The sequence below is a fragment of the Bacillus sp. MYb56 genome, from assembly GCF_002976445.1.
Lineage (GTDB): Bacteria > Bacillota > Bacilli > Bacillales > Bacillaceae_G > Bacillus_A > Bacillus_A mycoides.
In genome coordinates this window covers 46,577-62,136 of sequence record NZ_PCOH01000016.1, presented here as the reverse complement: position 1 = coordinate 62,136, position 15,560 = coordinate 46,577, and the positions used below count along the sequence as shown (strand labels likewise).

General features: G+C 33.8%; 11 protein-coding genes and 1 pseudogene. 7 read left to right on the top strand and 5 right to left on the bottom strand.

Going from position 1 to position 15,560, the window contains the following annotated elements; all coding sequences use genetic code 11:
* Positions 1–34: 34 nt before the first annotated feature.
* On the top strand, positions 35–907 hold the full coding sequence (locus CQ058_RS18655) for a LysR family transcriptional regulator (RefSeq protein ID WP_002141303.1): 873 nt from the start codon (positions 35–37) through the stop codon (positions 905–907).
* A 54-nt stretch (positions 908–961) separates the two neighbouring features.
* Here the strand turns inward: CQ058_RS18655 and CQ058_RS18650 are convergent.
* Positions 962–1,830: pseudogene (locus CQ058_RS18650) on the bottom strand (urease accessory protein UreH domain-containing protein).
* 19 nt (positions 1,831–1,849) lie between these two features.
* Positions 1,850–2,842, bottom strand: coding sequence for a F510_1955 family glycosylhydrolase (locus tag CQ058_RS18645; protein WP_002189218.1), 993 nt, complete (start codon positions 2,840–2,842; stop codon positions 1,850–1,852).
* 223 nt (positions 2,843–3,065) lie between these two features.
* Here CQ058_RS18645 and CQ058_RS18640 point away from each other — a divergent pair, with 223 nt between their 5' ends.
* Positions 3,066–4,349: an aminopeptidase P family protein gene (locus CQ058_RS18640; protein ID WP_002012280.1), complete on the top strand. Its 1,284-nt coding sequence runs from the start codon at positions 3,066–3,068 to the stop codon at positions 4,347–4,349.
* Between the two features lie 118 nt (positions 4,350–4,467).
* Positions 4,468–6,048, top strand: a complete 1,581-nt coding sequence (locus tag CQ058_RS18635) for a multicopper oxidase family protein (RefSeq protein ID WP_002189220.1) — start codon at positions 4,468–4,470, stop codon at positions 6,046–6,048.
* A 51-nt stretch (positions 6,049–6,099) separates the two neighbouring features.
* Here the strand turns inward: CQ058_RS18635 and CQ058_RS18630 are convergent, their stop codons facing one another.
* Positions 6,100–6,645: a hypothetical protein gene (locus tag CQ058_RS18630; protein WP_002141309.1), complete on the bottom strand. Its 546-nt coding sequence runs from the start codon at positions 6,643–6,645 to the stop codon at positions 6,100–6,102.
* 438 nt (positions 6,646–7,083) lie between these two features.
* Here CQ058_RS18630 and topB point away from each other — a divergent pair, with 438 nt between their 5' ends.
* The gene (gene topB / locus CQ058_RS18620; RefSeq protein WP_002012275.1) at positions 7,084–9,228 is read left to right on the top strand and encodes a DNA topoisomerase III; all 2,145 of its coding nucleotides are present in this window, start codon (positions 7,084–7,086) and stop codon (positions 9,226–9,228) included.
* A gap of 440 nt (positions 9,229–9,668) precedes the next feature.
* On the opposite strand, the gene CQ058_RS18615 is transcribed toward topB, so the two are convergent.
* Positions 9,669–10,337 (bottom strand): YczE/YyaS/YitT family protein, encoded by a 669-nt coding sequence (locus CQ058_RS18615; RefSeq protein WP_033708127.1) that lies wholly within the window; start codon positions 10,335–10,337, stop codon positions 9,669–9,671.
* Positions 10,338–10,475: 138 nt separating this feature from the next.
* Here CQ058_RS18615 and CQ058_RS18610 point away from each other — a divergent pair, with 138 nt between their 5' ends.
* Complete coding sequence (locus CQ058_RS18610) at positions 10,476–11,351, top strand: LysR family transcriptional regulator (protein WP_000347551.1); 876 nt, start codon at positions 10,476–10,478, stop codon at positions 11,349–11,351.
* A 710-nt stretch (positions 11,352–12,061) separates the two neighbouring features.
* Positions 12,062–13,309, top strand: coding sequence for a DUF4153 domain-containing protein (locus tag CQ058_RS18605; RefSeq protein ID WP_002189222.1), 1,248 nt, complete (start codon positions 12,062–12,064; stop codon positions 13,307–13,309).
* A gap of 125 nt (positions 13,310–13,434) precedes the next feature.
* Here CQ058_RS18605 and CQ058_RS18600 read toward each other — a convergent pair whose 3' ends face one another.
* Complete coding sequence (locus CQ058_RS18600; RefSeq protein ID WP_002189223.1) at positions 13,435–14,400, bottom strand: arsenic resistance protein; 966 nt, start codon at positions 14,398–14,400, stop codon at positions 13,435–13,437.
* A 312-nt stretch (positions 14,401–14,712) separates the two neighbouring features.
* Between CQ058_RS18600 and CQ058_RS18595 the strand changes: the two genes are divergently transcribed.
* Positions 14,713–15,405 carry an FMN-dependent NADH-azoreductase gene (locus tag CQ058_RS18595; protein WP_002189224.1) on the top strand — a complete coding sequence of 231 codons (693 nt, stop codon included), beginning with the start codon at positions 14,713–14,715 and terminating at the stop codon, positions 15,403–15,405.
* Positions 15,406–15,560: the final 155 nt, after the last annotated feature.

Sequence of the window (15,560 nt, the reverse complement as noted above, 5' to 3'; positions counted from 1 at the left end):
ATGATATAAATAACTTTTATATAAGGAGAACAGAATGAACGTTTTTGATTTTAAAGTTTTTAAATACGTGGCTCGTTTGAACAGCATTAGTTTAGCAGCTAAGGAGTTACATATGACACAGCCGGCTATAACTCATATCGTAAACAAATTAGAGAAACGATATGCTATAACATTATTTGATCGCTCTAGACAAGGAACTGTTTTAACTGAAAATGGAAAAGAATTTTTAGTTTGTGTAGATCGACTTCTAATGGAGTATGAAAACCTTGAAGAAACAGCTTTACAATTAAAAAATAATAACTTGTATAAGATTGTATTAGCTACATATCCTTCAGTTACTGTATATTGTTTGGCGGAGTGTATCGAACTAGGTAATTTTGATCAAAGTCAGTATGTGCTTGCAGTTCGAGAAGGAAGCTATCAAGAAGTGTTAGATTGGCTGTCTTCTGGAAGTGCAGATTTTTCTATTTCTATAAAAGAAAATTTAATACCAGGATTTCATTATGATGTAATTGGTGAAGATCCGTATGTTATGGTTTCTTCTAAGTCAGTTCCATCTGGTCTTACAATGAAAGAGTTGAAAAATTATCCTTTTATAATGCCGCTCTCTGGTTGTAAAGAAGTACTTGAACCATATTTGACGAAAAATGAAATAGTAGTTAATAAAGTGATGGAATCAGAGACCATTAGTTCAGCATTAGCACTTGCCTTACAGGTTAACGGTATAACAATTGTTCCAGTATCAGGACTACATAAGCAAATTATTCATGAATTCATTGTGCAACCGATAGAAATTAAAATCGCACGACAACTTATTATGCAATGGTCACCTAAAAAAGAAAATGACTCACTGTTTCTGGCGTTTGTTACGAATTTACTAAGCCAACTACAACAAAAGAAAAAATGAATAAAATGATACAAAAGGTAAGCTCATTTCACTGAAGCTTACCTTTTGTGTGTATTACCAATATAGGACAGTATCATAAAGCCCGATTAATATAAGGAGAACACCGGCTATACGCTGAATGTTTTTTCCTATTTTTCGGCTCTTTTTCAGTAAAGTCCCATTTAATCCAAGGTAGGAGATGATGAACATAAGTACAACGATAGGTAGAGCAGTTCCTATCGAAAAGAATGTCGGAAACAAGTATCCATAATTAGATGAGAAAGATAAAGGGATTAACGTTCCGAAAAATAGAACGAACATAGTCGGACAGAAGGCTAAGGAAAAAAAGAATCCAAGTAAAAATGAGCCAACCTCATTTTGTTTTCGTATAAATTTGATTGAGAAGAAACTTCTTCCTTTTATAATACCTGCCAACATTAGCCCCATTAAAATTAATAAAGGTCCAATTATTTTTCGTAACCATGGGAAATACAAAGTTAATATTTGCTGAATCTCTTTTCCTAAGAACCATACTAATAGTCCAAGTGTCGTAAAAGCTATTATTTTTCCTAAAATGAATAACAATATATGTTTCCATGCATGTCCCTTTTGTAAAGATTGATTGCCATAAAGTGAAACTTTAATCAGTGGGGGTTTTGTTCATCCCCCACTGATTATTAGTTGAACCAATCGGGCATTTACGGGCAGTTGATATCCCACCTAACTTCTTTGTACTATCCGAATTTTGAGGTGGGAGTTTTACTGCCCGTTAATGCGGGATAAAGTGTAATAGCGCTAATGTTTCCTGTTAATTGGCAAGGAGCAAGGGTACCTACAATGCCTAATAAAAACGCAAATAAAAGAGGAATTGATTTCGTAGCATTCGCGATATCCATTAAAGGAGACATGAGTTGATAACTCCACTCGCTAACTGTTGAAAACACGTTATATTCACCTTTCTAACTAGTTATATTGTAATGTTCCATTTTTAGTAATCTGCTTCCACGTTTTACCGTCATCCATAGAAAGAAAGACATTTGCTTTCATTGTAGCAAAAACTATTTCAGCTGAATTTTGAGAATTTTGTGATATGTACATAATTGTATCTTTAGAATCTAAAGATGGAATCTGTAAGTTTGTTTCTTCATTTGTAGCAATTGATTTCTTCGTAATCAGTTGCTCAGTTTGCTTATTAATAGAGGCATAGATAATGTCTTCATTACTTAATGTAACTGCGGTCGATTCAACTGGTTTAGAAAATAGTTCAAATGTATTTCCATAATCTGTAGACAAATATACACCGTCTTTAGCACTTACCGCGACTACACTAGATTGATCTGGATGTGCTGAAAAGGAATGGATTGTACTTGAAAGACCGTTTAATTTACTATTTTTCCAATCTTGTCCGTTGTTCGTACTGAAATAAAAACCTTGTTGTAATTTAGAATTTGGACGCTCATTGTATAAATAAATTGCTTCCGTATTATATCCGACAGCAAGGTTATGAAAATCAGATTCTCCATAAAACGCTAGCTTTTCAAGGGTATTACCGCCATCAGAACTTTTCATTAGCCCTAAAGGATTTTTTAAATTTGCACCTGGTTCAGGATGACCGCTGGCAACGAATCCATTCTTTGTTGCCTGAAATCCCATGTAATCATGTAGCTCAGTCGTAGTTTCAAACCATTTACCATCTTGATAAACTTTTATACCACTGTGAGTTGCGATAGAAACCCCAGGCATATTTCCCGCGTAGCCAATTCCATGAATGTGCTCGATTTTTCCAGAGGTAATTTCTTTATAGAAGTTTTGCGGAATCGTATTTGCTGTTTCTTTATTTTTGGGCTGAGATTGCACCGTTTCTTTTTTAGCTGGTGCTGTTTCAGCATTGCTAGAACATCCTGTAATTATTAATAAAGAAGTAATTGCTAACCCTGTTGCTACATAATGTTTCACTTTTGTAGACTCCTTTCCATATATATGAGATTTTAAGTATATGAAATAAATGTCAATAAATTGTGGAGTGGTATGCATAATTTAGAGTGGAAGGGGCCCTAGTAATGAAGATTTTCTTTTCTCTATGAGCACTATTAATTGACGAAAAATTATAACAATAATAGAATGAATTATATTGGATAATCAGTTTCAAAATTATACATAGAACGCTAGGGGGATTATTATGAAATCAACATTTTTTGCTCAAAATAGAGAACGATTAGTAAACACATTACCGGATGAATCTATTACTATTTTATTTGCTGGGCAAGCACCTCATATGTCAGCCGATGCACATTATAAATTTGTGCCGAATCGAAATTTTTACTATTTAACGGGAATCGATGAGCCAAATGTTATTTTCATGTTGAAAAAGTTTGGAAATAGTGTGGAAGAAACTCTTTTCATTGAAAAATCAGATCCAGTAATGGAAAAATGGGACGGTAAAACAGTTTCTAAAGAAGATGCAGAACAAATTTCAGGCATAAAAAAAGTTGTATATATAGAAAGCTTTGAGAAGACAATGGCAAATACACTTTTCACAGAAAATGTGAAGCATCTGTATTTAGATTTAGAGCGTCGTGAGTGGAAGGGTACTGAGACGAAAACGTTAGCGTTTGCTAAATATGTAAGAGAACAGTATCCACACGTTTTAATTGGTAATGTATATCCGCATATTTGTGAATTACGAGTGTTTAAAACGGAAGAAGAAATTGAAATCATTAAAGAAGCGATTGCTGTAACTAAAGAGGGTATTTATAACGTGCTGAAGCATGCAAAAGCAGATGTGATGGAATATGAATTAGAAGCTCATTTTGATTTTACGCTTAAATCATCTGGAATTAAACATCATGCATTCAATACAATTTTGGCGAGTGGTAAAAATGCTACAGTCCTTCATTATGAAGATAATGATGCACAAATTCAAAATGGTGATTTAGTGCTGCTCGATTTAGGTGCTCAAAAAGATTACTACAACGCTGATATTAGTTACACATTCCCAGCTAGTGGAACATTCTCTAGTCGCCAAAAACAAATATATAATATAGTGTTAAAAGCATTGAAAGAAACAACTGAGCTTATTAAGCCAGGATTAAAGTTTACTGCATTAAATGAGCATACAAAAAAGGTACTGGCAGAAGAGTGTAAAGCAATTGGTTTAATTCAAGAAGATGAAGAGTTATCAAAATACTATTATCATGGCGTCAGCCATTTCCTTGGTTTAGATACTCACGATGTAGGAACATACAAAGATAGAGTGTTAGAAGAAGGTATGGTTATAACAATCGAACCTGGTCTTTATATTGAAGAAGAATCAATTGGAATTCGTATTGAGGATGATATCCTTGTAACAAAAGATGGGTATGAAAACTTGTCAAAAGATATCATTAGAGAAGTTGAAGAGATTGAAGAGTTTATGAGTGAAAATAATGTGAATGTAAAAGAAGATGAAGTTGTTACGAAATAATTATTAGAAGAGGCGCTCAATTTTGGGCGTCTTTTTATTTGGGCCATTTTAAACCTCCATATTTTCTTGAAAATTGTCTTCTATAATAATCTTGAAAAAGAAAAAGGAGGGATTTTCATTGAAGAGATTTATATTAACAGCAGTTACAGTCTCCGTAATATCTTTAATTGCTGCATGTTCCGCGACCACGAATACAACAAATGATCATAAAAATATGGACGATAAAAAAACAACACAGACTGAAACGGCTACAAAACCATTGAAAGTTGTAAAAGGGCCAGAAGTTACTTTAGTAGCGAAAGAAGAAAAGCAAAAGCTAAGTAACGGTGTTATTGTTCCAGTCTGGACATTTAATGGCTCATCCCCAGGTCCAGAAATCAGAGTGAAAAAAGGTGAAAAGGTTAAAGTGACATTAAAAAATGAATTATCTGCACCAGTATCTATTCATTGGCATGGGTATCCTGTCCCAAATAACATGGATGGAATTCCAGGTGTGACGCAAGATGCGGTTGAACCTGGAAAGAGTTTCACCTATGAATTTGAAGCGAACGTACCAGGAACATATTGGTATCATTCGCATCAAGATTCTGTGAATCAACTAGATAGAGGTTTATATGGTGCTCTCATTGTAGAAGATACTAATGAAAAATATGATAAAGATTACACATTAATGTTGGATGAATGGGTTACAGATAAAGAAGAAATTAATAAGCAGTTAAAAGAAATGACAAAAGGGCCAACAGGTAATAAATCTAAGGGTAATGAAAATACGAAAAAGAATGATGATATGAAAGGAATGGACCATGGAAATATGAAGATGGAAGGTCATGATATGAGTATGTATGACTTATTCACAATCAATGGTAAAAGCGGAGATTTAGTAGAGCCATTAAAAGTGAATAAGGGTGATAAAGTTCGTCTTCGACTCGTTAATGCGGGTTATCTATCACATGATATACACGTTCACGGTCATGATTTAAAAGTAATTGCAACAGATGGTCAACCAATTAATGATCCAAAAGTTATAAAAGACAAAGTAATTTCAATCGCACCGGGTGAACGTTATGATATTGAATTTACAGCTAACAATCCTGGGAAATGGTACGTTGAAGACCATTCAGAAAGTAAAGGTGCAAAAGGAATGAAAGCTGTTATTGAATATGATGGCAGCAAAGAGATGAAAGACAAAGCAGATGAAAAAGAAAAATTACCGAAATTAGATATGACGAAATATGGTGCTAAAAAACTAGGTAGTTTCACGTTAAATCAACAATATATTGCCACATATAATATGGACTTGAATACGCAAATGAATGGAAATGAAATGGTATATACAATTAACGGAAAGGTATTCCCAGATATTGACCCAATTTCAGTGAAAAAGGGTGACTTAGTAACAGTAAAATTAGTAAATCGCTCTAAAGCGGACGATCATCCGATGCATTTACACGGTCATTTCTTCCAGGTGTTAAGTAAAGACGGAAAACCGGTAGAAGGTTCTCCAATTGTTAAAGACACTTTGAACTTAAAACCAGGAGAAGAATATGAAGTAGCCTTTGCAGCAGACAATCCGGGTGAATGGATGTTCCACTGTCATGATTTACACCATGCTTCAGCGGGGATGGTAACAGAAGTGAAATATACAGATTATAAATCTGATTATGTTCCAAACCCTAACATTCCTAATAAGCCAGAATAATATGAAGCAGTTATCCTATGGATAGCTGCTTATTTATTTTCGTTGCAAGTGTTAATGCATATGTTGATCGTGCCCGGATGAAGATGGGGGAGTATGATCGGGGAATGTCACGAACACGGCAACGATAATTACCACACTAATTGAAAGTAATAATAAAAAACGCCGTTGGATAAAAGTAGAAAAGGTTTCTGATAAAAGTTGAATTATACATGACATAGTTATTGTTATAGTAAGTAAAAGACTAATGAACAGTATACTGTGGGCTTGTTGAGCGTTTAACATTTCTGTAATCATAGCTCCCATCATACTTGCCATTAATCCAGAGAACAGTCCTTCTAAAGCAGTATATAGGTGAAAACGTAGACCGACTAAAAAACCGATAAACCCACTAATCAAAATAGCAAGCAAAGTAGAATATAGTAATTCTCCTTTGAAGAGAATCCCTAAATAAAAACCTATACTTAAACCGATACACATACTAAAAGACATAATAAATACCATATACTCCATTAGGGTACCCTTACGTTTAGAAATATATGATGTAATAATAATCGAGATACAACAAAGTGTTAAGGCAGTTAACGTATAAGCGAACATCATGATACCTCCCTGTCCTATCATTCACTTCATCATATGTTCAAATGGAGAGTACTTATGCTAATATATATCTGCAAATTATCTGCACAATTTAAAAAAGGTAAGTTCAATATAATTTTCAAATAATGATGGTTCTCTTAGTGGACGATGCTTCATAAAGAATTGTTGTATTTTTATTTTGAAAGAATATATGTAAGCAAGTAGTAGTGAATGGAAAAGATGTTCGATTTTTGAGCGTCTTTTTTGTCTATAAGCATGAGAAAGAAAGTGTTATATAATGAGTTTCTATTGTGAAGCTATAAAGAATAAGCGTATAATATTATAGGTCTCCCATTTGTGAGGCAAACCGCGAATGATAAATAAGATGGTTGTTTTATCATCGCTTCTAAACAGATAGACAATGAAAGTAACACTGGAATACAGATAGGGAGTTAGAAGATGAAATTAATTATTGCCGAGAAACCAGATCAAGGTTTGGCTCTTGTTTCACAGTTTAAATATCGCCGGAAAGATGGGTATTTAGAAGTAGAAGCAAATGAGTTATTTCCAAATGGAGCGTACTGTACATGGGCAATTGGTCATTTGACGCAGTTATGTAATCCAGAACATTATCACGCTGAGTGGAAGAAATGGTCACTTAATACATTGCCGATGATTCCAGAGCGTTTTCAATTTGAGGTAACAAAGTCAAAGTATAAGCAATTTAACGTTGTGAAACAGCTGTTACATAATCCACAGGTAACAGAAATTATTCACGCGGGCGATGCTGGGCGTGAAGGGGAACTGATTGTAAGAAATATTATTAATCTTTGCAACGTGCAAAAGCCAATGAAGCGTCTTTGGATTTCATCTTTAACGAAGCAAGCTATTTATCAAGGATTTAAAAACTTACTAGATGAAGCAGATACGATTAATACGTATTACGAAGCATATACAAGATCTTGCGCTGACTGGGTCGTTGGTATGAATGCATCGCGTGTCTTTAGTATTTTGCTAAAGAAAAAAGGAATGAATGATGTGTTTTCCGCTGGTCGTGTACAAACACCAACATTAGCACTCATTGTAAAGCGTGAAAAAGAAATAGAGAACTTTAAGTCAGAGCCGTTTTGGGAAGTGTTCGCAACCTTTAATATAGAAGGAAAGAAATATGAGGGGAAATGGGAGAAAGATAATGAGTCCCGCTTAAATGACCCTGATTTGGCAAATAAAATTGCAGCGTTTTGTCAAAACAAACCGGCTGTAGTAAAAGAAATGAAAACGGAGCGTAAAGAGTTTCAGCCGCCGTTTTTATTTAATTTATCAGCACTGCAAGCGACAGCGAATAAAGCCTTTAAATTTTCACCAAAAAAGACACTTGATATAACGCAAGCACTATATCAAAAAGGGATTGTCTCTTACCCTCGTTCGGATTCTAACTATGTTACACAAGGAGAGGCAGCGACGTTCCCTGATATTTTACAGAAGTTAAGTCAGTTTGATGAATATAAAGGTTTATTGCCAGCACCAATTGAATCGATTATGAATAATAAGCGTTATGTGAATGAAAAGAAAGTTACAGATCACTACGCAATTATACCGACAGAGCAAGTTACAAATCCAAGCAAACTATCAGGTGATGAAAAGAAAATTTACGATATGATCGTAAGAAGGCTGATTGCGGCGCATTATGAAGTAGCAATCTTTGATTACACAACGATTACAACTCTTGTAGACGAACGTGCTGCGTTCATTTCGAAAGGAAAACAGCAAATTCAAGAAGGTTGGCGTAAAGTTATTTTCCAAGACGATAAAGATGACGAAACGATTCTTCCAATTGTAGCTGAAGGTGAACAAGGAAAAGTTGTAAAGGTGAAAGTGAAAGAAGGAAAAACACAGCCACCGAAACGTTATACAGAAGGACAACTCATTACGTTAATGAAAACGGCCGGTAAGTATTTAGAAAATGAAGAGCTTGAGAAAGTATTGAAGAAAACAGAAGGTTTAGGTACTGAGGCCACTCGTGCTGGTATTATTACAATGCTGAAAGACCGTAAATATATAGATGTACAGAAAAACCAAGTGTACGCAACCGATAAAGGGAAAGTATTAATTACAGCAATCGGTGATAAAATACTAGCTTCACCAGAAATGACAGCAAAATGGGAGCAACGCCTTGCGGAAATTGGAGAAGGTACAGCTTCACCAGCGACATTTATGGAGCAAACGAAAAAGCTATCAGCTAAAATTATTGAAGATGCGGTAGAAATGTCGGAGAAATGGGATTTCACCGGATTACATGTTGAATCGATTGAACGAAAAGGATCGAAATTTACAACAGGTAAAAAGGTCGGGAACTGTAAAAAATGCGATGGCGATGTTATTGATAAGTCGACGTTTTACGGTTGTTCTAACTACAATACAACACAATGTGACTTTACCATCTCGAAGAAGATTTTAAGCAAAGCTATTTCGCAAAAAAACATGACGAAACTATTAAAAGGTGAGAAGACCGATTTAATTAAAGGCTTTAAAAAAGGCGAGAAAACGTTTGATGCGAAGTTAGAGTGGAAAGATAATAAGATTAATTTTGTGTTTGAGAATTAAGTGGTTTCAACAAATGAAAAAGCTCTTTCTCGAGTAAAATGTGCTGTATTAGGTTTGAAAATATAGATAGAAAAGAAAAAGCATGACAATTTTATGTCATGCTTTTTTATTTTATAATTACAGAGTTTTGTATACTAGCACTAAAATTTATTTGAAATAATTGTTTGAAAAGATGGTATGAAATAGTGTTAAGTAGCAATAAAGTCTTTTAAAATATAAAAAAGTTGTTTAAAGATCCTTCTTTAACTAAACGGCAGGTTAGTTTTAATACAATATTTGTTTTATCATTTAACCAAAGTGATAGAAGGTCAAAGAAAAGGCAGTAATAAAGAAGTGCCATTCCTAATGTGGACTGGCACTTGGTAAGGTGTAAAATTCATTATTTGATTTCGGCTGAGGAATTTGATTCATCTATTTTTCCTGTACTTTATTATGATTCCTTAGACAGCCTTTTCTGTTTTAAATACCCATTGTTGGAGAGGTGGTTGATAATACGGTATCATCCACCCTAAAATTTTGCCGATAAAATAGGCGGCAATTAGTGTGCCGATTCCGATTGAGCCTAATGATTGAATGAAAACTATACAGATTGCACCAGCCACACAAATGTTTATTAAATCGCTCAAAATTTTTGCTTTACCGAATTTTAAATTAAATTTTTCACTAATTGCATAAGTTAACGCATCATACGGCATTAATGGCAGTTTCGCTGTTGTATAGCCCATTAAACCGACCGCTATAACAAATAAACTAACAATCAAATATACACTTCGAGCAAGGAGAGTTTCAGGTGCAGGGAAAAGTTGTACAAGGAAGAGCGTTGCATCCATGAAAAAACCAAATAAAAACGAAATAATGAATTGACTCACAAATTCATTTAACTCCATTCGTTTACTTAATATCACTTGAATAATAATGTATAAAACATTTGCAAGCGCCATTGTCACACCAACCGATAAACCAATCGTTAGCGTACTTGCATATGCTAATGATGACACAGGCGATACACCAAATCCTGCTTGAATCGACATGCTAATGCCAATCGACATAAAAAATAACCCGAGCACGTATAAGATGATGCGCTTCAAGGTTCTACTCCAATGATTCATAGTATCTCTCACTTTCTAGTTAATATTATCAATATAAAGACTATAGCTATAGAATTAAATATAACGCTAAATTCGACATATGAAAAATATATATATGATAAACTAATTATATCAAAAAACATATGACGGAGAGATACAATGGATTTCAGGCAATTATATTACTTTAAAGAAATTGTGAAACAAGGAAGCATTTCTAAGGCAGCAGAAGTGCTCCATATCGCGCAGCCCCCACTTAGCCAATTATTAAAAAAGCTTGAAACTGATCTTGGCACAACTTTAATTCATCGATATCGTCAAAAATGGGAGCTTACAGCAACAGGTGAAATACTATACCAATATGCCAATCAAATGTTAATGCAAATTCAAGATGTAAAGCAGCAAATTCAAGAAATTGAACAAGGTATAGGCGGAACAGTAAGTATCGGTGTATCGTCTACATGTTCTAATATGCTCATTGACTATGTTAGTACGTTTAGAACACAATACCCTAATGTCAAAATAAAAATAGTAACTGGAAATTCAGAAGAATTATTAAAAAGACTAGAACAAAGAGAAATTGATGTTGCCTTACTTTTACGATTGGGCAATAGTGAACAATATGAGATGAAAATATTAAAAAAACAACCAACCGCTGTGATTATTCCATCAAGTTGGGCAACATCGTTTTCATCACAGCATGTGACGATTGAACAGATTGCCCAGTTTCCATTCATTATGCTAGGAGCAATGGAAGGACTCTCCTTCAATGAAGACCTTTTCAAAGTATTTGATGAACATCAAGTCAAGCCAAATATCATTATCGAGTGTAAAGATATAAGGATGGTTGTAGCACTTGTTAGTAGAGGACTAGGATTATCCGTTATTCCAAGAATGGATTACACATCATCATTTTTAGAACATACAACGCTTTTTGAATTGAAACAATTTGATTTTCAGTTAGAGCCTGTAATAGTAAAATTAAAAGACCAAAGAATTTCCAAAGTAGCATCTCAATTTTGGGAAATGGTTGATTAGGAGATATGAACAAAGCAAAAATAGCCTTCAATTAAGTAATAAAGACATCTTACGAAAAATTGAGCCGGGATAAAAAGTTCTTTACTTGAGGAAGTTTAAAAACTGACTGTAGCTATATAAATAAAAGGTAAAAAGTTCTTTACTAATTTGAAAAACGCAGTAATTAGATTACTTATTAGTAAAGAACTTTTTATACAAGGACATAAGTGGTTTCAACAAATGAAAAAGCTCTTTCCCGAGTAAAATGTGCTGTATTAGGTTTGAAAATATAGATAGAAAAGAAAAAGCATGACAATTTTATGTCATGCTTTTTTATTTTATAATTACAGAGTTTTGTATACTAGCACTAAAATTTATTTGAAATAATTGTTTGGAAAGGTGTTATTAAATTGGGCGTTTATATCATTTTGATCATTTCTTTTATATAAAGGAAAAATAAGGAATTAGAAAATAAAAACAAGCAATGAAGAGAACAGCTGAAAGTAGCTTACACCGATGTTTATAAAAAGTTATAGAGCATTTCTTTGAATGAGGAATGCTTTTTGTTTTTGCTTGGAATAAAAATATACAACAAAAATACTATCTAAAATAATAAAAATTTATTGCGAAACGATAAAATTTATATTAAAATCAAAATCAGAATAAATAAGTGTGGTGCTTTTTATGGAAAAGGTAACAACGTTATTTTTAAAATTAGAGGAGGTATAAATATGGAGGTTAACAATGTGATAATTGAAAATATGGATAACCCTCATGAGTTGGAGAGAATGTATAGAAAAGACCCGAAAGCTTTTAAAAAGTCATTCTCACAAGCATGGGATGAAAACCCTGATTCTCAGGTTCTTGGTGCTTGGTATGAAAGATTGCATTTCAAGGAGACGGCAAATACAGAAAAACCTTCATTGTTTCAAAAAGGTTTCTTATTCATGGGCATTTTAGCTATTCTGGCAGGGCTAAGCACCAGGGGAATCTTCCATTTTGTCGAGCAGGAAGCAATTGCTCCAATTAACTTGGCTTTTGGTGTAATTCCCTTTATTGCTGCTTATTTTATTTACAATAATACTCCGAAAAAAAGTATTATTTATTTCCTTGCAGCATTGTTCCTAATTGCCGGGGTGTATCTTAATATGTTGCCATTAAATTATAAAGACAGCAGTATCCTTGCGTATTTACATCTTCCTATATTCTTATGGGTCTTAGTAGGGCTTGCGTTTACAGGAAATGAATATTCAAAAGGAAGTACGAGATTAGCTTATATTAAATTTAATTTGGAATATTGTATTCTCTACGCCAGCATGGCAGTGAGCGGAATGGTACTAGCAGCATTAACCATGCAGTTATTTAGGTTTGTTGACTTGAATATAGAAGACTTCTATTTTAGTAATGTTATTTTATTTGGTGCTGCCGCTCTCGCTATTGTGGCTGCATACTTGGCATCAATGAATCTTAAACTTGCTAAGAATATTACACCATACATATCTAAAATTTTTAGTCCTCTCGTCTTGATCACATTGTTGATTTATCTTATAACGGTTATATGGGTCGGGAAAAATCCGTTCTTGGACCGCAATTTCCTAATGGCCTTCAACGGAATACTCCTTGGTGTATTGGCTGTTACCATATTTTCCATTGTTGAGAGTGAATCAGACGAGAAAAAGAACATTTCAGATTATATCAATTTTGCCTTAATTGTTCTTGCGCTTATTATTGACACTGTAGCTTTGTCAGCCATCGTATTCAGACTTTCTTCTTACGGGATTACACCTAATAGACTTGCTGTCTTAGGAGTAAACATACTGATCTGGGCAAATCTAATTTGGATTATGTTTTCCTATATGCGTTTTCTACAAAACAAATCAGGACCGACAGCTATCCAAGATGCCGTTACGAAGTATTTGCCAATTTACGGACTTTGGGCAGCTTTCGTTATATTTACTTTCCCTATAATTTTTAATTAGAAAGACTTTGTTAACGTAACGACAAGCTAATTTTCTATAACGTATAAAATCCTTAGAGCCGATAAGTATCGTTACTTCTATACTTTCTCGACAATAAAAAAACGTCCCAAAGTAGGACGTTTTTTTTATGTGTATTGCTGTTTTTTCTTAATAAGTAATAACACTTGTGACACACACGCTAGTACTGGTAGTTCTATTAACGGTCCAATCACTAATGCAAGCGGGATAAGAGGCTCGTCTGGAAAAGCAGTCACAGCAATTGCGAGTGCAACAGGCGAGTTTCTCGCTAATGTTGTTAAGCTTAGGCTTACAGTGTCTTCATAGGATAAATGCATCATACGTCCTACAAACTGTCCTAGTATAAAGTTAATTATGAAGAACAGTAATACTGGTATAAGTAACAATAAAACAACATTCATATTTTGTAATAAGTACTTACCTTGTGAGGCAAACATCGCTACTATTGCTAAACTTAAAAATACAATTTGAGCAGAGCTGAAAAACGGAATGAGTTTATTCTCAAGTGTTTCAGCTTTTTTCATTTTATGCATAATGAATTTTGTAGCGTGCGCAAGTAAAAATGGTAAGACGATTACGATAACAATACTTTCTACTAAAATAGAAACCGCTACAGTCTTCATTACACCAGCAAATAAAAATAAATAAATTGGAAGAAGTAGTACTTGCAAAATTAAATTTACAGGCAAAATTGCAGTAGAAAGTGCTACATTTCCTTTCGCTATTTCAGTAAAGATTAAGTACCAATCTGTACACGGAGTAACCATTAACATAATAAAGCCGACCCAAAGTGCTGGGTGATCTGAAAGAAATAACGCGCCTAATCCCCAAGCAAGAAAAGGTGTCCATATAAAGTTAATACCTAGGCTTGTTCCAGCGAATTTTAAGTTACGGAAGCCATTTTTTATATCATTTAATGGGATGCTGAGGAATAATCCGTAAAGCATTAAAAATAAGAAGGGGACAATAAATTTTTCTGAATGCATATGTATCATATTAAATTGTCCTAATATAACCCCGAATATAACAGCTGCAAGAATGATAAAGGTTTGAATCTTTTCTAAAGTACTCATTAATAAATCCTCTCTATAGATGAATTTCTCTCTCTAGTTGTATTATACAAGGGATTTCACTTATGTGTTTTCGAATTTATCATTTCGAATGAGGAAATATATTTCTTTGTTATTTTTAATCCGAGACATTTTTCTTTTCGAGAAGTTACTTGACTAAAGTAAGTAGGTGTATTACAATCACTTACATAAGGTAATTAAATAACAAAAAGTTTTGATTTACTTAGGTTAAGGTATCAATTGGAACTTTTTATTAGAATAAGAATTTTTATGATGATGAATAATGAATATGATAAGAAAGTTTAGGTGAAGAAAATGGGATTATTTAGCTCATTGTTTGGTAAAAAAGAAGAAAATACAAAAGTAGAGGGGAATAAAACAATGTCAAAAGTATTATTTGTAAAAGCAAACGATCGTCCAGCGGAGCAAGCAATTAGTTCAAAAATGTATGAAACATTTGTAAGTGTTTATAAGGAAGCAAATCCGAATACAGAAATTACGGAGTTAGATTTATTCGCATTAGATCTTCCGTATTACGGAAATATTGCTATTTCAGGTGGATATAAACGTAGTCAAGGAATGGAGATAACAGCTGAAGAAGAGAAGGCAGTTGCTACAGTGGATAAGTACTTAAACCAGTTTTTAGAAGCTGAAAAAGTAGTATTTGCATTCCCATTATGGAACTTTACAGTACCAGCACCATTAATCACGTATATTTCATATCTTTCTCAAGCGGGAAAAACGTTTAAATATACAGCGAACGGTCCAGAAGGTTTAGTTGGTGATAAGAAAGTAGTTGTTTTAGGTGCTCGTGGTTCAGATTACTCTTCTGAACAAATGGCTCCTATGGAAATGGCTGTTAATTACGTTACAAACGTACTTGGGTTCTGGGGAATTGCAAATCCAGAGACAGTTGTAATTGAAGGACACAATCAATATCCAGATCGTTCACAGCAAATTGTTGAAGAAGGTTTAGATAACGTTAAGAAAGTAGCGGCGAAATTTTAATTAATGATAGTAAATGTAAAACCAACATGGATGACCATGTTGGTTTTTTAGTCTAATTTCCATGTTAAAAAATGTATATTCATAAAATGAATGAAAAGTTTGAAAATAGTATTGCAAAATATTATATAACAAACTATAATGAGTTCAAGAATAGT